This window comes from Pseudidiomarina aquimaris (genome assembly GCF_003987395.1).
Taxonomy (GTDB): domain Bacteria; phylum Pseudomonadota; class Gammaproteobacteria; order Enterobacterales; family Alteromonadaceae; genus Pseudidiomarina; species Pseudidiomarina aquimaris.
This window is the reverse complement of sequence record NZ_PIPT01000001.1, coordinates 252624-270594: the sequence shown is the minus strand read 5'-3', so window position 1 is coordinate 270594 and position 17971 is coordinate 252624. Positions and strand designations below refer to the sequence as shown.

At 50.9% G+C, this 17971-nt stretch carries 16 protein-coding genes and 1 tRNA gene; 7 read left to right on the top strand and 10 right to left on the bottom strand.

What is annotated here, in order from left to right; genetic code table 11:
• The first annotated feature begins 12 nt into the window (after window positions 1-12).
• Entirely contained in the window at window positions 13-1617 is a 1605-nt protein-coding gene (locus tag CWE21_RS01320; protein ID WP_126832420.1) for a DUF3413 domain-containing protein, read from the top strand.
• Window positions 1618-1691: 74 nt separating this feature from the next.
• Window positions 1692-1768, top strand: a tRNA-Pro gene (locus CWE21_RS01315).
• On the opposite strand, the gene CWE21_RS01310 is transcribed toward CWE21_RS01315, so the two are convergent.
• The 7 genes from CWE21_RS01310 to CWE21_RS01280 all read right to left on the bottom strand — a co-directional run bounded on the left by CWE21_RS01310 (window position 1757) and on the right by CWE21_RS01280 (window position 8053).
• Entirely contained in the window at window positions 1757-3109 is a 1353-nt protein-coding gene (locus tag CWE21_RS01310; protein WP_126832418.1) for a GTPase/DUF3482 domain-containing protein, read from the bottom strand. The two genes, CWE21_RS01315 and CWE21_RS01310, sit on opposite strands and share 12 nt — an antisense overlap.
• Window positions 3096-4385: a DUF2868 domain-containing protein gene (locus tag CWE21_RS01305; protein ID WP_126832416.1), complete on the bottom strand. Its 1290-nt coding sequence runs from the start codon at window positions 4383-4385 to the stop codon at window positions 3096-3098. The genes CWE21_RS01310 and CWE21_RS01305 overlap by 14 nt, the downstream gene beginning before the upstream one ends.
• Window positions 4386-4472: 87 nt before the next feature.
• A complete protein-coding gene (locus CWE21_RS01300) occupies window positions 4473-4712 on the bottom strand; it encodes a hypothetical protein (protein WP_126832414.1) in 240 nt (79 codons plus the stop codon).
• A 138-nt stretch (window positions 4713-4850) separates the two neighbouring features.
• Window positions 4851-5192, bottom strand: a complete 342-nt coding sequence (locus tag CWE21_RS01295) for a YbjQ family protein (RefSeq protein WP_126832412.1) — start codon at window positions 5190-5192, stop codon at window positions 4851-4853.
• The gene (locus CWE21_RS01290; RefSeq protein ID WP_126832410.1) at window positions 5189-5620 is read right to left on the bottom strand and encodes a zf-HC2 domain-containing protein; all 432 of its coding nucleotides are present in this window, start codon (window positions 5618-5620) and stop codon (window positions 5189-5191) included. The genes CWE21_RS01295 and CWE21_RS01290 overlap by 4 nt, the downstream gene beginning before the upstream one ends.
• Complete coding sequence (locus CWE21_RS01285) at window positions 5620-6138, bottom strand: RNA polymerase sigma factor (RefSeq protein WP_126832408.1); 519 nt, start codon at window positions 6136-6138, stop codon at window positions 5620-5622. Before CWE21_RS01285 ends, CWE21_RS01290 begins: the two co-directional genes overlap by 1 nt.
• An 88-nt stretch (window positions 6139-6226) precedes the next feature.
• Window positions 6227-8053, bottom strand: a complete 1827-nt coding sequence (locus tag CWE21_RS01280; protein WP_126832406.1) for an ABC transporter ATP-binding protein — start codon at window positions 8051-8053, stop codon at window positions 6227-6229.
• Between the two features lie 135 nt (window positions 8054-8188).
• Between CWE21_RS01280 and CWE21_RS01275 the strand changes: the two genes are divergently transcribed.
• The 3 genes from CWE21_RS01275 to CWE21_RS01265 are packed head-to-tail and all read left to right on the top strand — an operon-like array spanning window position 8189 to window position 11146.
• The gene (locus CWE21_RS01275; RefSeq protein ID WP_126832404.1) at window positions 8189-9865 is read left to right on the top strand and encodes a carbon starvation CstA family protein; all 1677 of its coding nucleotides are present in this window, start codon (window positions 8189-8191) and stop codon (window positions 9863-9865) included.
• A complete protein-coding gene (locus CWE21_RS01270) occupies window positions 9846-10118 on the top strand; it encodes a cory-CC-star protein (protein WP_126832402.1) in 273 nt (90 codons plus the stop codon). The genes CWE21_RS01275 and CWE21_RS01270 overlap by 20 nt, the downstream gene beginning before the upstream one ends.
• Window positions 10118-11146 carry an ArsA family ATPase gene (locus CWE21_RS01265; protein ID WP_126832400.1) on the top strand — a complete coding sequence of 343 codons (1029 nt, stop codon included), beginning with the start codon at window positions 10118-10120 and terminating at the stop codon, window positions 11144-11146. The genes CWE21_RS01270 and CWE21_RS01265 overlap by 1 nt, the downstream gene beginning before the upstream one ends.
• Window positions 11147-11156: 10 nt before the next feature.
• Here CWE21_RS01265 and CWE21_RS01260 read toward each other — a convergent pair whose 3' ends face one another.
• The 3 genes from CWE21_RS01260 to CWE21_RS01250 all read right to left on the bottom strand — a co-directional run bounded on the left by CWE21_RS01260 (window position 11157) and on the right by CWE21_RS01250 (window position 13584).
• The gene (locus CWE21_RS01260; protein WP_126832398.1) at window positions 11157-11759 is read right to left on the bottom strand and encodes a YqaA family protein; all 603 of its coding nucleotides are present in this window, start codon (window positions 11757-11759) and stop codon (window positions 11157-11159) included.
• Window positions 11756-13072: a M28 family metallopeptidase gene (locus tag CWE21_RS01255; RefSeq protein WP_241970204.1), complete on the bottom strand. Its 1317-nt coding sequence runs from the start codon at window positions 13070-13072 to the stop codon at window positions 11756-11758. Before CWE21_RS01255 ends, CWE21_RS01260 begins: the two co-directional genes overlap by 4 nt.
• Before the next feature lie 65 nt (window positions 13073-13137).
• Entirely contained in the window at window positions 13138-13584 is a 447-nt protein-coding gene (locus CWE21_RS01250) for a hypothetical protein (protein WP_126832395.1), read from the bottom strand.
• 125 nt (window positions 13585-13709) lie between these two features.
• On the opposite strand from CWE21_RS01250, the gene CWE21_RS01245 reads away from it, so the two are divergent.
• A complete protein-coding gene (locus CWE21_RS01245; protein WP_126832393.1) occupies window positions 13710-14858 on the top strand; it encodes an efflux RND transporter periplasmic adaptor subunit in 1149 nt (382 codons plus the stop codon).
• 3 nt (window positions 14859-14861) lie between these two features.
• Entirely contained in the window at window positions 14862-17969 is a 3108-nt protein-coding gene (locus tag CWE21_RS01240) for an efflux RND transporter permease subunit (RefSeq protein WP_126832391.1), read from the top strand.
• Window positions 17970-17971: the final 2 nt, after the last annotated feature.

Genomic DNA, 17971 nt, shown 5'->3' with positions numbered 1-17971 from the left:
TTTAGGCCACGCATGAGACAACGCAAACAGCGCCGAGACAAAATTGCTCGCTTGATCAGTTGGGGACACTGGTTCACCTTCTTCAATATTCTGTTGGCGCTTGCCATTGGCACGCTCTACATTGAAGCTGCGGAAACACCCTCGACTTTCCTAGGTGGCTTCTACATGCTTATCAGCTGGCTGGGCCATTTTGCGTTTTTGCCTTTCATTACCTTTATCATTCTGATTTTTCCGTTTTGTTTGATTATTCCGTTCTCGCGTTTTCTGAAAGGAGTTGCGACCCTCGTTGCCGCCTTTGGGCTTATTGCCCTAGTGGCTGACGCGCTGTTCTTCCGTCAATACGGTTATCATCTAAATACTTACTCGTTGTCACAGTTGGCGCTCGATGCTGAAACTGCCTTTGCCGGTGCCAGCTTCGTTCTTCTATTGGGTATGTTGTTGGTATTCGTGGTGCTACTGGTGTTTGAGCTTGCCCTCGCCAACATCGCCTGGAAGCGTCTTGACCGTTTGCGTGAGAAACATTGGGGGGCCTCATTTAGTGCCGTCTTTGTGCTGTGTTTTTTAGCCAGTCACAGCATTCACATTTGGGCTGACGCAGTATTCTATACGCCGATCACCAAACAAGACGACTTGTTCCCATTGTCTTATCCCACTACCGCGCAAACGCTTATGAGCAAGCATGGTTGGCTGGCGGAGGAGCGCTCACAAGCCACCGATCGGTTACTGAAAGGGACTGAACAAATTAACCTCAATTATCCACCACAAAACCTGATGTGCGCACGCCAAGGCACCACAAACAATACCTACGTAGTGGTTTTCGATGCTCTCACAGCGGCAGAACAACAACGTTTAATGGGGATTTTGCCGCAACTTGAGCGCTTTGAATCGCCACTGGTTGGGCACACCACGCGCTCCGGAGGTCTATTTGAGCTGCTTTATGGTTTGGCGGATATCTATCGTGAACCGATCGCGGCGCAGCAGCAACCACCAGCGTTCTGGCAGCAACTCAACGACTACCAAGTCAGCGTCACAGTAACGGGCGAGCTCGAAGCCTTTACTGTGGGCGATTATTTGCGCGCGACACCCGCAGAAAGCTATCGCGACAGCCTGACCTTCGCATTACATACCGAAGTATCGAATGCAGTATTGGAGCGTTTGGCAACTGAGATTGTCGCGGGTCACCAAGTCGTCGTCACAGCGTTAAACAACGCCGCGACAACGCAAGCAAATAGCGAGAGCTATAGCTTGGCGGCCGTGCAGGTACCGCTTCTCTACACCTCTAACCTGCCGTTCGCACAACAAGACTTAGCGTTGTTAACCGATCTTGCGCCAACTCTTACGCAGCGTTATATGACCTGTGCTGGCGGTGTTGAGAGTTTTGCGACGGGCCGGAATATCTTCCTTACGCAAGAACGTGAGTTCCCGGTAATGACCAGTTTTGGCCGTGATCTTGTGGTCTACGATGTCGATGCGACAACGGTGATAAGCACTGATGGTCGTGTACGAAGTTTTGCCAATACGACACTCGAAACAATGCCCAATGTGGCTCCCGCAACACCAATCTTAGTCGATGGCATAAAGCACTTACAGCGCTTTAGTAAGCAAAGCGACGAATAAATCGCCAGTTAAACCCTAAGCGGTGCTTCATGGCTTGTTAAATTAGAAAAAAGCAGTAATATAACGAGCTCGGTCGGCGTGTAGCGCAGCTTGGTAGCGCACTGTCATGGGGTGTCAGGGGTCGCTGGTTCAAATCCAGTCACGCCGACCAATTCTCTTCTAGCTTTGCCATAACTTCCCTAATAACCTTCTGTTGGTCGACATCAGGCGAATGACTGCTGATGGGAGCCAAGGCTTTCTGAATATCTTTAAATTGCGTGCGGCTTAAGCGGTGATGCTTGGCTATCGTAAGCGTTTCGGTTGCGGCATGACCGCGCCGTGCCAATTGTTGCAATAAATACAACTGTCGCCCCGCCAAAGTCGCGAGGGTCGCGTGATCTACAGTGAGTTCACGCTGGCCACGCCAACGTTGCTTAAGTTTATCCCCTAAATGTCGCCAACTCTGATAAAGGCCTCCTGCTGCCGCGCCAAGAGCTGTCGCGGCGCCCAAGCTTAGCCCGCCGACCATAAGATCAATGCCTGCCCCGGCGGCAGCGCCGGCACCAATACCAAAGCCGGCATCCTTACTCCACGCCTTTAAGACTTCTGGAGCAAAAAGATCGTCCTGCCATTGACCGCTTTCACTATCAAGTTGCTCAGTGACCGCATCTTCAGGCAAAAATGCAAAGCGCCCCAAGAGGCTGCGTACTGTCTCTTGTTCACGTTCACGAATCCGTTGCTGCAGGCGCGATACAGCTACAGCAACCTCGGAGTCAGTCGCGCTATCCGCAACCACTTCGCGATACCCTGCAACCTCAACCAGTAGTGCAGCGATTGCACTTAAGGCACCTGTTACGCGTTGCTTCCGTTCTTGTTTACGCCATGCAATGAGTTGTTTGAGCGGTTGAGCTGCGGCAGGCACCACGGTCGCTAAGCTTTCCAGCAAATAGGCTTCACCGCCCTCTGGCGGCGTCACAGTGTCGAAGGCCACCACTGCATGCAAACTCAATTTCGCTAGCGCATCACGCCAAGCTTGTTCTTGCTGTTCCGGCGCTGCTGTATAGTTCAAAACTGGGATGAGTGGCTTGCCACAGCGCGTTAATAAGTGCAATTCGTCTTGATATTTTGGCAATACCGGATCGCGGCAATCAATAACATAGAAAGCAGCATCTGACTGTAATAGCTGCCGTAACACTTTGGCTTCTTGAGCAAAATTCGCTTCGCTCGCTGAGCTTTCGAGGAACGCCTTAATTTGCCCTGGCCCATCATGGCGATACTGCGCAACATAGGATTCGACTTCAACAAACAGTTCCGAACCCGATTCCAACCCAGGCGTATCGTAAAACGCTAATAACTGTTGTCCTTCAAGCCAAACGCCCTGTTCCAATACGCTACGCGTGGTGCTCGGCCGTTGATCTACTTCTCCAAATTCGCGCGCATGCAAGAGTGTGCGGAGTAACGAGGTTTTACCCGCATTGGTATGGCCAACGACAGCGATTTTAAGCAACGACATAGTCTACTCCATACTGATCGAGTTGTTGTTGCCACTGCGTTAAGTAGGTCGCTTGCTGACCGCGAACCAAAACCACCGTAAGCTGCTGCGTGGTCGCAGCGAGTTGAGCTAAATAACGTAAACTACTCCGGTCCGGCGTGAGTTGTGCGGCAATGCGAACCTGCAACTGGGCGCTAGGCACAGCTGTAAAACGTGTGACTAAGGCTTGTTTATCGGCATAGCTGGCAACGACACCGAGATAATCGTCACTTACTGTGGCATGCGGATCGGCTTCGTAATCCATACTCACGGTATAGTGACCGCTGCCATGTGTCGCATATTGGAAGCGTGGGCGTGCCCTCCCATCACCGCTATCGGCATCCACTGTGGTTCCGCGCTGTTGTGCATGGGCGATAGCTTGCACCACCGCAGCGTGTCCTTCTAACTGCACTGGTAATTGCATTTGTTGGCTCCGCCAAACCAACAACAGTAATGCACCGAATGCCGCCAAGGCCCGCGGTAGCACGCCATAGGTCAATACACACAACGTTAACCAACGCCCAGCGGCGTTGGCATCGGTTAGAGTCGCGGCAGAATCCGTCACCGGTGGCAGCGTTGCAGCGAAGAGTAGGTTCGGAACACTATTGATCAGCTGGGCAATGCCTTGCACTTGGTCAGTTACTAAGATCGTCGTCGCCCATTGAAAGCTATAGTCATTAAAGCTCAAGTAAATGATTAAGGTAAGCCACGCAGCGCTGGAAAGTAACAGCCAGAAACCATGGGTGGTAAGTGCCATCAAGGGTTGTAACAAGCGTTGTTGCTGCACGTGGTTAAGCCAACTTTGCTCAAGTGCACCCTCGCCTCGCTTGCGTTGCAAGAGCGTCAATAACGTATAAGCAACGCCGGTGACGCCCGTTGGTCGCGGGCGTCGCAGCGCAAAAACAACCCAAAAGACGAAAAGTAAGAGGTTCGGCAGTAGCAATAAACTCACTGCAAACAACAACGAGATCGGTTGTGGCTGACTTAATACGGCCTGACTGGTCCCGATACCCGCTAGCAGCGCAAGCAGGGCAAAAATAACTGATAGCAGACGTCTGAGTTGCTGCCAATGCCGCAACTGGGTCAAGACGCCTTGGCGTTCGCTCAGTCGCACTGCGCGCTGCAATAGCTGCGCTTGGGGTGTGGCGGCGGAAACCTCACTGAACTTAAATTGCGCTTGCTGTAATTGAGGATCAGTGATGTCACGCAAGCGCTGGTGCTCGGCAAGCCAAAACTGTTCAAAGCGAGTTAAATTCAAGAGTAGCCTATCCGCTGGTCAGCTTAGAGATCGAAAGGCTTAGATTACTGGAGAGCTTGATGAAGGTAAAGTGTTGTTAATGGCTGCTTAAAATCGTGTGCGCGGCTGACAATTGGCAGATTGTAGCGTTTCATCTACCGCAACATAGGTTCCTGCCGGACATTCAAGCTTCAACAAAGTAGGATCGCGTTTTTCTACCGCTTTTCGCTTCAAGTCACCCGCAACTTCACCAAGATCGATATCTGGCATCATGTGTGCACCGAAGCCGTAGTAATACTGATAAAAAGCAGCCGCGAAAATAGCTAAAATCAGCAATTTACGCATCATGAGTTCACTCCACGTTCTTTAACTTTGCCGCTGTGCCACGCCCTTCGTAACACAACGACAACTGTTCAATTATTAGCAGAGTAAGCAAAAAGCGCAAATCTGTCCGTAAAGTTAAGGTAAAGATACCCGTTGTAGATGCTAATTATCTGACTTATCAGCGCTTAATTTTACCGCAGTGCCATAAACGAGAAGCTCCGCAGCACCGTGCGCTAGCATAGAGGTGGTAAATCTCACACTTACAACAGCATCGGCACCTAGGCTCTCAGCTTCTGCCTGGAGCCGATCCAACGCTTGCTCGCGGCTTTCTGCCATGAGCTTCGTATAATCGGTGATTTCTCCACCCACTAGGTTTCGAAACGCGGCCAAAATATCGCGACCAACGTGACGTGCACGAATGGTATTACCTCTTACGATACCAAGGTGCGCTGCGATTGTTGCGCCGGCAACAGTTTCAGTGGTGACTACAGGAATATGTTTCATAGTTTTACCTTTTTATACGGGTCGGTTTTTGCTGCTTTTAGCCGCTGACGTAAAACGTTGATAAATAATAGTAACAGCCCAAGAATCGTCGCTGCGGTAGTGAGTTTTATCCACCATGGGATAGTAGCGTCTTGGCTGAACTGATAAATCGCATACAGAACTAGCGGAATCAGGCCTAATACAAGTAAACCAAAGCCAAAGCGATTCCAAAGTCGAACGCTTGGCGTCTCGGCATCACTCTCAGGCGGGAGCATGCCGAGTTTCACTGCTCCTCGTTGCTCCGCGAGTTCGCGATACAAGTTGGCGCATGCCTCACAACTGCCGAGGTGCAGATGCAGTTGCTGTCTTTGCTGTTGGGTCAATTCATTATCAAGCGCACCACTGATAAGCGGTTCAATGGCTCGACATGCTGGATCTCGCTGTGTCATCAACGCTCTCCTAGTTGTTGCAACGCTGAACGCATTGCCATTCGTGCTCGGTGTAGACGCGACATTACGGTACCTTCTGGGATGCCTACGATCATGGCAATATCTGCATAACTACAATCGTTGAATTCTCGCAGTACCAACAAATCACTTTGTTCTTGCGGCAGCAACGCCAACGCTTGCTGGACCAAGTTTTGTCGGTGCGCCTGCAAGGGATCTGGTTGCGGTGCAATGAATTCAGCTAAAGCAGTGTCATCACTATGACGCTGTAAAAGTCGTAACTCATCCAGGCACCGATGGCGTACTACCTGTAAAAACCATGGCTTGGCTTTTTGAGCTGCAGGAAAATGAGACGTTTGTAACGCTTTTTCCAAGGCATCTTGCACCATGTCCTTACCACGTTGCGGGCAGCGCATAAATTGCACCGCTAGTACCTGGGCACCGGCAACGTAGGGAGCGATTACCCGATAACGTTGCTGTGCGTCAGCACTGTTTTGTGGCATGGAATCAAATTGCGTCATAGGTGTGCTCAATAGCCGTTGCTAGGTTTTCATAGATTAGACGAAGCGCGCTTTTGTTTTATTCCAATTTATTTTTAATCGGTCATCTCTAATCCGCGATAAAGCCACCTGACTGACGTGCCCATAGGCTCGCGTACAAGCCATTTTTAGCCAACAACTCTTGGTGGGTCCCCTCTTCAATAATGCGACCTTCATCCATCACGACGAGGCGATCCATGGCTGCTATGGTTGATAAACGGTGCGCAATAGCAATGACCGTCTTGCCTTCCATGAGCCGATAGAGGTTTTCTTGAATTGCAGCTTCCACTTCCGAGTCCAGCGCCGAAGTCGCTTCATCAAGTATTAGAATCGGCGCGTCCTTAAGCATGACACGTGCGATAGCAATGCGCTGACGTTGACCTCCAGAGAGTTTTACGCCGCGCTCACCGACATGAGCGTCATAGCCACGTCGTCCTTGCGAGTCCTCTAATTCAGCGATGAACTGCGTCGCTTCTGCCCGAGCCGCAGCCTGTTCGATTTCGGCATCCGTGGCATTAGGCCGGCCATAGGCAATATTGCCGCGTACTGAGCGATGTAACAGCGAAGTATCTTGCGTGACCATGCCAATGTGCTCACGCAGACTGTCTTGCGTCACCGAGGCGATATCCTGCCCGTCAATCAGAATCTGTCCGTTATTGACTTCATAGAAGCGCAACAGCAAATTCACTAATGTCGATTTGCCGGCCCCCGAACGTCCGACAAGACCTATCTTCTCACCGGCTTTAATGCGCAGAGTTAGGTCGCGCAACACGGTTTTGTCGTCGGTGTAGTCGAAATTCACCTGCTGAAACGCAACTTCTCCGCGCGGTACCGAGAGCGCTTTAGCGTCGGCGTGATCCTGAATATGTTGGGGTACAGCGATGGTTTTGATGCCATCTTGGACGGTGCCGAGGTTCTCGAATAAAGCTGAAACCTCCCACATGATCCATTGGCTCATCCCCCACAAGCGCAGAACCAAACTCAGCGCCACCGCTATTGCGCCGACCGTAATCAGACTGCCGAGCCACAGCCAAATCGCCAGCGCCGCGACCGAAAACAACAACAATGAATTCAAGAGATACAGGCAAGTATAGAGCTTGGTGACTAGGCGCATTTGCTGATGGACGGTGCCAAGAAACTGTTCCATTCCTTCACGGGCAAAGGCACTTTCGCGTTGAGCGTGGGAAAATAATTTTACGGTTTGGATATTGGTGTAACTATCAACCACTCGCCCTGTCATCACCGAGCGCGCATCTGCCTGTTTGGCTGCAACTTGCCCCAAGCGCGGGACAAAATAGCGCAATAACACTAGGTAACACAGCAACCACGCAAGCAACGGCATCGCCAGGCGCCAATCGGCGCTCGCGACAATGACCACGGTACCGATAAAATAGACACTGACGTAGTTCAGTACATCAAATAATTTGATCACACTCTCACGGACCGCCAACGCGGTCTGCATAACCTTGGTTGCGATACGTCCAGCGAATTCATCTTGATAAAAGGTCAGCGATTGCCGAAGCAGATAGTTGTGCACTAACCAACGAATGCGCATGGGGTAATTCCCCAGCAACGATTGATAGGTCACTAATGAGTGCAATACAACCAGTAGCGGTAGTCCAAGAAGCACAATCGCCGCCATCCCGATGAGCCACCATTTCTGTTCCGCAACGAAGGTTTCACGAGACTGCACGCTCAGCCAGTCAACGATATTACCGATGAAACTGAACAACCAGACTTCGGTGAGTGCAATCAGCGTCATTAAGCAGCCGGTTGCGAAGATATAGGGCCAGGCACCGCGAGTGAAGTAACGACAGAAAGCAACCAAACCTGTTGGCGGTTGTTCTCCCGTTGCGGGCGGAAAAGGATTTAAACGGTTTTCAAACCAACGAAACATAACTATCCTTTAATTTGTTACTGTACCGGCTAAAGCTAGACCTTTGTCGAATGTTTTGCATGCGCCTTTGAGCTTATGATCTGGCGCACTTTAATGAGATGGATTGCGACTCATCATAAACTAAAAAGGTGCCACATGAACGCTATTTTACTGATGCTACTCGGTTTAGGCGGAATGTTTCTCGGCTATGTTTTTTACTCAAAATTCGTTGCCGAGAAGATATATAAGCTCGACCCTAATTTTCGTACACCAGCGCACGAATTTGAGGATGGCGTCGACTTTGTCCCCACTAACAAATACGTCCTCTGGGGCCACCACTTTACCTCGGTTGCCGGCGCTGCGCCTATTATTGGTCCGGCGATAGCGGTCATTTGGGGCTGGGTTCCGGCGTTCTTATGGGTGATTTTCGGTACTATCTTTTTTGCCGGTGTGCATGATGCGGGCGCTATCTGGGCCTCGAACCGTAATCGCGCGCGCTCTATCGGCGCCTTGACGGGCGATGTGGTCGGGCGCCGCTCGCAATCGCTGTTTATGATTGTTATCTTTTTAGTCCTGTTGATGGTGAATGCAGTATTCGCCACTGCCATTTCCGGGTTGTTAATCAACTTCCCTAGTTCTGTTGTGCCGGTTTGGGGTGCTATCTTCGTTGCGCTTATCATTGGTCAGTTTATCTTCCGTAAATGGTTAAACTTGGGTACCGTCTCGGTGCTCGGTGTCATCGCACTTTATGCGTTGATTGTTGTTGGACCTGAAGCTCCCCTAGCCCTCCCTGAGACGGTCATGGGACTTTCTGACAATGCGACATGGATTATCATTCTGTTCCTTTATGCCGCGATTGCTTCACTGCTGCCAGTTTGGATGCTTCTGCAACCCCGCGATTACATCAACGGTTTGCAGCTCTTTATTGGTCTGATTCTGATTTATGGCGCGGTATTAATTAGCGGTCCAGAACTGGTTGCCCCGGCCTTTAATACGGCAACACCGGAGGGGACCCCTTCTTTAGTTCCTTTGCTGTTCGTGACCATTGCCTGCGGTGCCATTTCTGGTTTTCATGGTCTGGTTGCTTCAGGTACGACGTCGAAACAGCTCGATAAAGAAACCGATGCTCGGTTTGTGGGTTATTTTGGTGCCATTGGCGAAGGTTCGTTGTCCTTAGCGACCATCATCGCCGTCACCGCGGGTTTCGCGACGCTGGCTGATTGGCAAGCGGTTTATCACAGCTTTGGCCAAGGTGGCGTTACCGCATTCGTCTCTGGTGGCGCGCGGATCTTACAAGAAGGCCTCGGTTTTAATGTCGGTATTGCCGAGACATTGCTAACCGTCATGGCAGTCTTGTTTGCCGGTACTACTATGGATACTGGCTTACGTCTGCAACGTTATATCTTTCAAGAGTGGGGCTCAATCTATAACATCAAATGGATGGAAAAAGCCGCCCCCGCCACCTTGCTTGCTGTGGGTTCCTGTTTGCTTCTCGCCTTTGGTGCTGGCGGCGCCGATGGCTCAGGCGGCTTAGCTATCTGGCCATTGTTTGGTACCACCAATCAGCTGTTGGCGGGGCTTACTTTACTGGTCGTCACAACCATGTTGGTGAAGCTCAAACGGCCTATGTATGTGACCTTGTTACCATTACTATTCCTCTTGGTAATGACCATCTTCGCTCTGCTGATTCAGTTGAAAGGTTTCTATGATGCGTCCGATTGGTTCCTCTTCAGTCTTGACTTGCTGGTGCTTATCGCCGCCATTTGGATCGCTTTAGAGGCGGCCTCAACGCTGACGCGACTACGGAAAGAAAATGCGAATTCGCGCGATTAAAGGTTGGCTAGCGAAAGCTGGCCAATTCGCTAATGAATATTACAATGCCCCCTACCGCGCCGCGGTAGCGCGGGCTAAGCGAGAACAAGAAGACTTGTTTATGCTGTATGTTTATTCCGAGATGATGGGCATACCCAATCCCGCAAGCTATTATACGCTGGAATTGCAGCCGCTGTTACTGGAGCAATTTCATGAGTGGCATTTGCGCATGGGTATGGAACATTCGCCCTTTGATGAGTTTCGTTGTTGCTAATGAGTCCAGATCTATTAACTCATCCTCCCAAAGTCATCTTCGTTGGTGGAAAAGGTGGCGTTGGCAAGACTTCTATCGCCGCGGCCCTCGCCTTGCACCACGCTGCGCTTGGGCGAAAAACCTTGGTGGTCTCGACCGATCCGGCACACAGTTTAAGCGACGCCTATGCGCAGCCGATTGGTGGTAAAATAACGGCGCTAAACGCGCGGTTAGATGGCTTAGAAATCGACCCTGACACTCAGGTCGACGAGCATATCGCCGAAGTGCTTGCCAGTATGAAAAGCATGGTGAAACCAACACTCTACCCGCAAATCGAGAAGCAACTGAGGCTTACCGCACAGTCACCAGGCACGCAAGAAGCCGCCCTACTGGAGAGTATTGCGCGTCTCATCGATGAACGGGAACAGCTTGGTTATGACTTGATCATCTTTGATACCGCGCCTACCGGTCATACGCTACGACTATTGACACTGCCTGAAGCTATGTCGGCGTGGACCCAAGGTATGCTGCAGACGTCGCAAAAAGCACATCAGTTACAAGGCGTCGTCGATCATTTATCAAGTTCTCGCCAGCGGGCCCCGCAACACCCACTTGCAGAACCCAAGCAACACGATGTTGCCGATTTGTCGGAGCGTAATCAACGCATCGCTGATCGGTTGCGGCGACGCCAACAACTTTTTCAACGGACCCGCGATGTCATCAAGGATCCGCAGCAAACAGCGATTGCATTGGTGTTGACGCCAGAAAAGTTACCGTTACTTGAGACTGAGCGAGCGGTACGACAATTACAGGAACAGCGACTCCCCCTTGCGGCATTGTGGGTGAATCGCAATATTCCAGCGCACGCTGACGGCGATTTTATGGCGCAGCGACGGCAGCAAGAACAACTGTACCGTGAGCAAATTCATGCGACCTTTGTGGGGCTACCCGCTGCGTTTCTGCCGCTGTTTGAACGCGATTTAGAGGGGGTGGCTGGCCTAGAGCTTTTGGTTAAAGCACTCGCGGAACATCCCTTAGAGCGCCTATGAACCTGTGCCTTCAGACAAAAATGACTAACAGATAAATCAGCAGGCCAACGACCAGCACGCCCCACCCCAGTTGCTTTTGTTGTTCTTGCCACCACGATAGAACCCGCTCCCCCAACCAATTGACGAGCAGTGCGAGACCGTAGTAGCGAATGCCACGAGCTATGAATGCGGCAAACATGAACAACATGAATGAATAGCCGGTGCTGCCCGCGGTCAACATACCCACTTGAAACGGTATGGGCGTGATCCCCACCAACAGCAAGGTCACAAAACCGTCGCTTTTGAACTCACTACTGAACTCCGCAAAAGCTTGTTCGTAACCCAAGAGACTGAGTGCCCACTGCCCCACGCTATCAAATAAAAAGTAACCGATACTGTAGCCAATTGCGGCGCCAACTAAACAGCCCGCAAGTGTCGCCGTGGCAATCGCAAACCAACGTTCGCGCTCATGCAGCAATAAGGGAATAAGTACAAGCTCAAGTGGGACAGGAATAATCGTCGCTTCCAGCATCGACAGGACGAAGATCATCCAGAGAATATGATTAGAATCTAAAATACGCTCAAGCCATTTATTGGCTTGAGCGTTGTCACTTTTAGGCGGCTTTGGGTTCATTCACCGAAGGCTCCGGCAGGTCCAGGAAAGACGACCGGGCTTTCAAAGCCGTCTTTACTCACGCTGGCAACACCAAAGAAGTAATTGTCGATAACGATGTTCTCGAGGGTGTACTCGTTCACTTTACCTACGTCACGACTAAACTCCCAGTTAGGAGCATCGGTGTGGCGCCAGTAAATTCGATAGCCGGCAATAAGGTCTTCTTCGGCAGCACTCGCTGCGTTCCATGACAACGAAGTGTCGGGACTCACCGCGCCTTTGATTTGAACATTTGCAGGTGGACTGGGTGCCCATGCCATACTCGCCAAGGACACGGCGTTTAATGCGGTGAGTTTGGCAGCGTAGTCAAAATCAACGCCATCAAGGGTATCGCCATAACGGATACCGTCTTCAACACGAATATCTTGATGCTGGCGGTGGTAGTTCTCGTTAGTTTCCATGATCCGTACACCCGGATAACCTAAATCGTTGAACGGCCGATGATGGCCGCCGCGACCAAAACGGTCCAAGCGGTATATAACCATGGTATCGAGGTTCGGAATGTAACGATCAGCCATCCAATCAATGTAACGCGCTAAATTGCGGCTTGGTGAGTCAACTTCGCCACCGGTGAAACGACGGCGGCGCTCGTCAGCATCAGTTTCATCCATACGCGTTCCTTCGGCGAAAATGCGCGCCGTAGTGTTGTTGATGACGCCATTGATACCTTCAATATTACCGATCATGTCGTTGTTTAACACCGCTTTGATCCGCCAGCCATCTTTTTGCGCTTGTTCAGCCATGATTCTGCCGCCGAATAGGCCTTGTTCTTCACCTGCTAACGCAGCGTATACAATGCTGCCAGCGAACTCGTATTGGCTCAGCACGCGCGCGGCCTCAAGCGTTCCCGCAACACCTGAGGCGTTATCGTTCGCACCCGGTGCATCTGAAACGGCATCCATCACATCGGAAACGCGTGAGTCAATATCGCCCGACATAATGACATACCGGCTCGGGTCGACTGAGCCACGTTGTACAGCGATTACGCTCACCACTTCAGTTGCTTCAGGAATACGCGTTTCACCGCTAATCACATCGCTTTGGTAATAAACCTCTAAGCAGCCTCCACAAGCTGCAGATATCTTTTCGAACTCTGCCTTTATCCAGCGTCGCGCGGCACCAATACCACGCGTATCTGAATCTGTTTGGGACAGCGTATGGCGCGTACCAAAGCTAACCAACTTGGTGATGTCTTGTTCGATACGATCTGCGGAAACCGCTGCGGCAATAGCATGCAGTTGTTCTTGGTCTTGGTAACTTGGCGTCTCAGCCATTGCGCTAGAGGTCACGAGCACGCTCAGTAGCGCTAGAGAGGTTGTTAATTTCATACTATCTACCTTTAGTCTGTCCGACAGTCGTCTGGACTAAAACGGAAATGAAAAATCTTTAGCTCATTCTGATCTAAGTACTGAAACTCAATGAAGTCCGCTCGCTCCCGATAAAAAGCGAGGTTGTCATCGTTGCAATAGGCCTCACGTAATTGCGGCTCGACTTGCTCTGCCAGTGCCGCTTCGTCATGGGTAAAGCGGTCCACACTCACGAGGCTGTAGTAAAAACGCATACCATAATTGACGACTTCGGCGCGCTCAAAACGCGTCTGACGATCCAAAAGACGCGGTAAGTCGCGATTTAACTGGCCAGAGAGCTCTAGCAACTCAGTGTATTGGGCGTTACGTTGGCGCGAGCCTTGGCTATCAATTGCGCTGTGCCACCACCAAATAGCAATCAATCCGACAATGAGAACCACAGCCCCAACAATTAAACTCTTGCGAAAGGTTAATGACATAAACTTTTACCAATAAGTCGACGTACCACTAATAAAAATGCGATTCACACTTACAAACATTCATGTATGTATGTATAATTGAGCACCTAAAAAAAACGCACCCCAAATGTATGAGGTAGATTTTAATGCGTCAACGTAACCTATCACCAATCGCCGCAGCTGTCTTGGCTAGCGCGCTCTTTATTAGCGGCTGTAGCGACAACAATGAAGGTGCTGCACAACAACAGCAAGCGCAACCACAGCAAACTGTGGGCGTCGTCACACTGCAACCACAAGATGTTGCGATCAATGTCACGTTACCCGGTCGTGCGACTGCTTATCGCAGCGCAGAAGTGCGTCCACAAGTAAGTGGTATCCTCGAGCAGCAACTCTTCACCGAAGGCAGCGAGGTCAAAGCTGGCCAGTCGTTGTATCAAATTGATGCGGCCACCTATGAGGCGGACGTAAGTGCAGCTGCAGCCGCAGTGGCGCAAACGCAAGCAACGTTGGCGGCAAGTAGTGCGCGCTTCGAGCGATTCCAGGGCCTGCTCGAAAAGAAAGCCGTCAGCCAACAAGAGTTTGACGAAGCCGAAGCCGCTTATTTACAAGCCAAAGCAGCACTTAAGGTTGCTGAGGCGGAGCTTGAACGTGCGCAACTCAATCTCGAATACACCAAAGTAAAAGCCCCGATTAGTGGTCGTATTGGTCGTTCTTTACTGACTGAAGGTGCTTTAGTAAGTGTGGGTCAGGCGCAAGCCTTAACCATGATTCATCAATTGGATCCCATCTACGTTGATATTCAACAAGGTAGTGAAGCGTATTTACAACTCCAACAAGCGATTGCCGCTGGGCGTATTAGTATGACGGCTGATAATCAGCCGCAAGTGCGTTTATTTGCCAATGGCAGCAAAGAAGTGCTCGCCGAAGGCAAGCTGCTTTTCAACGAAGTGACTGTAGATCCAACCACCAGCTCAATTACCTTGCGTGCGCAATTCGCTAATCCTGAGCGACGCATCTTACCTGGCATGTACGTCACCGCCGAAGTTGCCTCTGGCTCACTGCAAGGCGCGCTGCTAGCCCCGCAAACCGGTGTCTCGCGTGACCCTCGTGGGCGTGCCGTGGCCATGGTAGTTAACCAAGAAGGTAAAGTCGAACAACGTTACCTCGAACTCGACGGCACCAGCGGAAAATCATGGATTGTCCGCAGTGGCCTTGAGGCGGGAGACCAAGTCATTGTTGAAGGTCTACAGAAAATTCAACCTGGTGCGCCAGTGCAAACGGAAGAAGTGAAGTAACCTATGGCTAAATTTTTTATCGATCGCCCAATTTTCGCATGGGTGATTGCAATCGTAATTATGCTTGCGGGTGGTCTCGCCGTCACGCAACTGCCGGTCGAGCAATACCCTGAGATTGCCCCACCGTCGGTGCAAATTAATGCAACCTATCCAGGTGCGACTGCGGAAACACTTGAGGAAAGTGTGACTCAGGTTATCGAGCAGAACTTAAACGGTATCGATAACCTGATGTATTTCTCGTCGGCGAGTGATTCTGCGGGCAATGCCAGTATTACCCTCACCTTCGCCGCAGGTACCGACCCCGACATTGCGCAAGTACAGGTACAGAACAAGTTGCAGTTGGTGGTACCGTTGTTACCACAAGCGGTGCAAGATCAAGGCTTGGTGGTCGCCAAGTCGAATAACTCGTTCTTGATGGTACTTGCTTTGATTTCGAGCAATCCTGAAATCAATCAAATCGACCTTGGCGATTATATTTCAAGTAACATTAAAGACCCGATTGCGCGGACCCCTGGTGTGGGTAATGTACAACTTTTCGGTTCACCCTATGCCATGCGTATTTGGCTCGATCCGCAAAAACTAACCCGTTATAACCTAACCACCACCGATGTGGTGCTTGCGTTGCGGGAACAAAACAACCAAGTCGCCGCAGGTCAACTTGGGGGCACACCAGCGGTTGAAGGTCAACGCTTAACCTCATCTATCATTGCCCAAACCCGTTTAGAAACCGTTGAAGAATTCGAAAACATTCTTTTGCGGGTGAACAATGATGGCTCGGCAGTGAAGGTCAAAGATGTCGCTAAGGTCGAGCTGGGTGGCGAAAACTACACCACCATCGCACGCTATAATCGCCAAGCTGCAACTGGCTTAGCAATTAATCTAGCTACCGGAGCGAACGCCTTAGATACTGCCGCTGCGGTAAAAGAGCGTGTGGCCGAACTCGAGCAATTCTTCCCTCCGGGAGTTGAATTGGTCATCCCTTATGACACCACGCCATTTGTTGAGACCTCGATTACTGAAGTGGTTAAGATCCTTTTCGAGGCCTTTGTCTTGGTGTTCTTGCTGATGCTGCTATTCCTGCAGAATTTGCGTGCCACGTTGATCCCTACCCTCGCTATTCCAGTGGTCGTGTTGGGTACCTTTGGCATCATGTCAGCGTTCGGCTTCAGTATTAACACGCTTACCATGTTTGGCTTAGTGCTTGCCATCGGCTTGCTCGTGGATGACGCGATCGTCGTGGTCGAGAACGTTGAGCGCTTGATGCACGATGAGGGACTCTCACCACGCAAGGCAACCATTAAATCAATGGGGCAAATTACTGGCGCCCTTATCGCTATTGGTTTGGTGATGGCTGCGGTATTCGTACCGATGGCCTTCTTTGGTGGCTCCACCGGTGCGGTCTATCGTCAATTCTCAGTGACGATCATCTCCGCCATGGGACTCTCGGTCATGGTGGCGATTATCTTCAGCCCCGCCTTGTGTGCGACGTTGCTGAAGCCAATTGACGAAGAGAAGAAAGCTAAAGGTCTTCTTGGTGGCTTCAATCGCGGTCTCAATCGCCTCACCGAAAAGTATACCAACGGCGTAGGCAGTATTATTAAACGTAGTTTGCGCTTCGTGGCAATTTACCTCGCCCTTGTTGCAGTGCTCGTTTATATGTTTATGCGTATGCCAAGCTCGTTCATCCCGAACGAAGATCGCGGTGTATTCCTAACGCAGATGCAGTTGCCTGCAGGTGCCACGCAAGACCAATCCATGCAAACCATGAAGAAAATCGAGGACTACTACCTCGATCAAGCTTCGGGGATTCGCTCAATTTTCTCGGTGGTAGGTTTTAGCTTTAGTGGTCAAGGCCAAAATGCCGGTCTCGCTTTCGTGCGCATGACCGATTGGTCTGAACGAACCACACCTGAGCTGCAAATTGAGGCCATTATTGGCCAAGCGATGGGATACTTCAGCCAAGTTCGCGAAGCCATGATCTTTGCTTTCAACTTGCCATCCATTCCGTCATTGGGTAACGCGAGTGGCTTCAACCTCTACTTGCAGGATCGTGGTGGTTTAGGTCATGAAGGTTTACTCCAAGCGCGCAACCAACTGCTCGGTATGGCCGCGCAAAACCCTGACGTAGTCGGTGTGCGCCCGAATGGCTTGGAAGACACTTCACAATTCAAAATTAACGTCGACTTCCAGAAAGCCAAAGCACTTGGACTATCGATTGAGCAAATCAATGCGACCTTAGCCAACGGCTTCGGCTCGACGTACGTCAATGACTTTATCGACCGCGGTCGGGTAAAGAAAGTCTATGTACAAGGGGTTGCGGAGAGCCGTATGACGCCTGAAGACCTAGAGCAATGGTACGTACGCAATGACCAAGGCGAAATGGTTCCATTTTCGGCTTTTGCAACCTCCAGCTGGACCTTTGGTCCGCAGCGTCTTGAGCGTTACAACGGCGTGCCTGCCATGAATATTCAAGGTGAAGCAGCTCCAGGCAAATCCTCTGGTGACGCGATGATGGCCATGGAGGCGATGATCGAGCAGTTACCAAGTGGCGTCGGCTATGAATGGAGCGGTATTTCATTGGAAGAAAAGGTCTCCGGAAATCAAGCGCCGCTGCTCTATGCCCTGTCGCTATTGATTGTTTTCTTGTGTCTTTCAGCACTTTATGAAAGCTGGTCGATTCCCTTCGCGGTTATGCTAGTGGTACCGCTAGGGGTGCTAGGTGCCGTCATTGCGGCAACCATGCGTGGCCTAGAGAACGACGTTTACTTCCAGGTTGGTCTCTTGACCACGGTAGGTGTTTCGGCCCGAAACGCAATTCTTATTGTTGAGTTCGCCAAAGACCTTCAGGCACAAGGAAAAGAGCTACTGGCTGCGACCTTGGAAGCGGTACGGTTGCGTTTGCGTCCGATTTTGATGACATCGCTCGCCTTTACCTTTGGCGTATTGCCGCTCGCGCTTTCTACAGGTGCCGGTGCGGTGAGTCGTCAGGCAATTGGTACCGGCGTCATTGGCGGTATGATCGGCGGCACAATCTTAGCGATTTTCTTTGTACCGCTGCTGTTCTACATCGTTCGTCGCACCTTCCCACCAAAGGTCCGCGAAGAAGATTAGGC

What these genes read in the sequence shown, in the direction of transcription:
- CWE21_RS01265 (WP_126832400.1), top strand. Translation starts at nt 10,118, where the DNA reads ATGAGTCCAGATCTATTAACTCATCCTCCCAAAGTCATCTTCGTTGGT.
- CWE21_RS01270 (WP_126832402.1), top strand. Translation starts at nt 9,846, where the DNA reads ATGCGAATTCGCGCGATTAAAGGTTGGCTAGCGAAAGCTGGCCAATTC.
- CWE21_RS01300 (WP_126832414.1), bottom strand. Translation starts at nt 4,712, where the DNA reads ATGATGCGTAAATTGCTGATTTTAGCTATTTTCGCGGCTGCTTTTTAT.
- CWE21_RS01280 (WP_126832406.1), bottom strand. Translation starts at nt 8,053, where the DNA reads ATGTTTCGTTGGTTTGAAAACCGTTTAAATCCTTTTCCGCCCGCAACG.
- CWE21_RS01320 (WP_126832420.1), top strand. Translation starts at nt 13, where the DNA reads ATGAGACAACGCAAACAGCGCCGAGACAAAATTGCTCGCTTGATCAGT.
- CWE21_RS01290 (WP_126832410.1), bottom strand. Translation starts at nt 5,620, where the DNA reads ATGACACAGCGAGATCCAGCATGTCGAGCCATTGAACCGCTTATCAGT.
- CWE21_RS01275 (WP_126832404.1), top strand. Translation starts at nt 8,189, where the DNA reads ATGAACGCTATTTTACTGATGCTACTCGGTTTAGGCGGAATGTTTCTC.
- CWE21_RS01260 (WP_126832398.1), bottom strand. Translation starts at nt 11,759, where the DNA reads ATGAACCCAAAGCCGCCTAAAAGTGACAACGCTCAAGCCAATAAATGG.
- CWE21_RS01285 (WP_126832408.1), bottom strand. Translation starts at nt 6,138, where the DNA reads ATGACGCAATTTGATTCCATGCCACAAAACAGTGCTGACGCACAGCAA.
- CWE21_RS01255 (WP_241970204.1), bottom strand. Translation starts at nt 13,072, where the DNA reads ATGGCTGAGACGCCAAGTTACCAAGACCAAGAACAACTGCATGCTATT.
- CWE21_RS01310 (WP_126832418.1), bottom strand. Translation starts at nt 3,109, where the DNA reads ATGTCGTTGCTTAAAATCGCTGTCGTTGGCCATACCAATGCGGGTAAA.
- CWE21_RS01295 (WP_126832412.1), bottom strand. Translation starts at nt 5,192, where the DNA reads ATGAAACATATTCCTGTAGTCACCACTGAAACTGTTGCCGGCGCAACA.
- CWE21_RS01240 (WP_126832391.1), top strand. Translation starts at nt 14,862, where the DNA reads ATGGCTAAATTTTTTATCGATCGCCCAATTTTCGCATGGGTGATTGCA.
- CWE21_RS01245 (WP_126832393.1), top strand. Translation starts at nt 13,710, where the DNA reads ATGCGTCAACGTAACCTATCACCAATCGCCGCAGCTGTCTTGGCTAGC.
- CWE21_RS01250 (WP_126832395.1), bottom strand. Translation starts at nt 13,584, where the DNA reads ATGTCATTAACCTTTCGCAAGAGTTTAATTGTTGGGGCTGTGGTTCTC.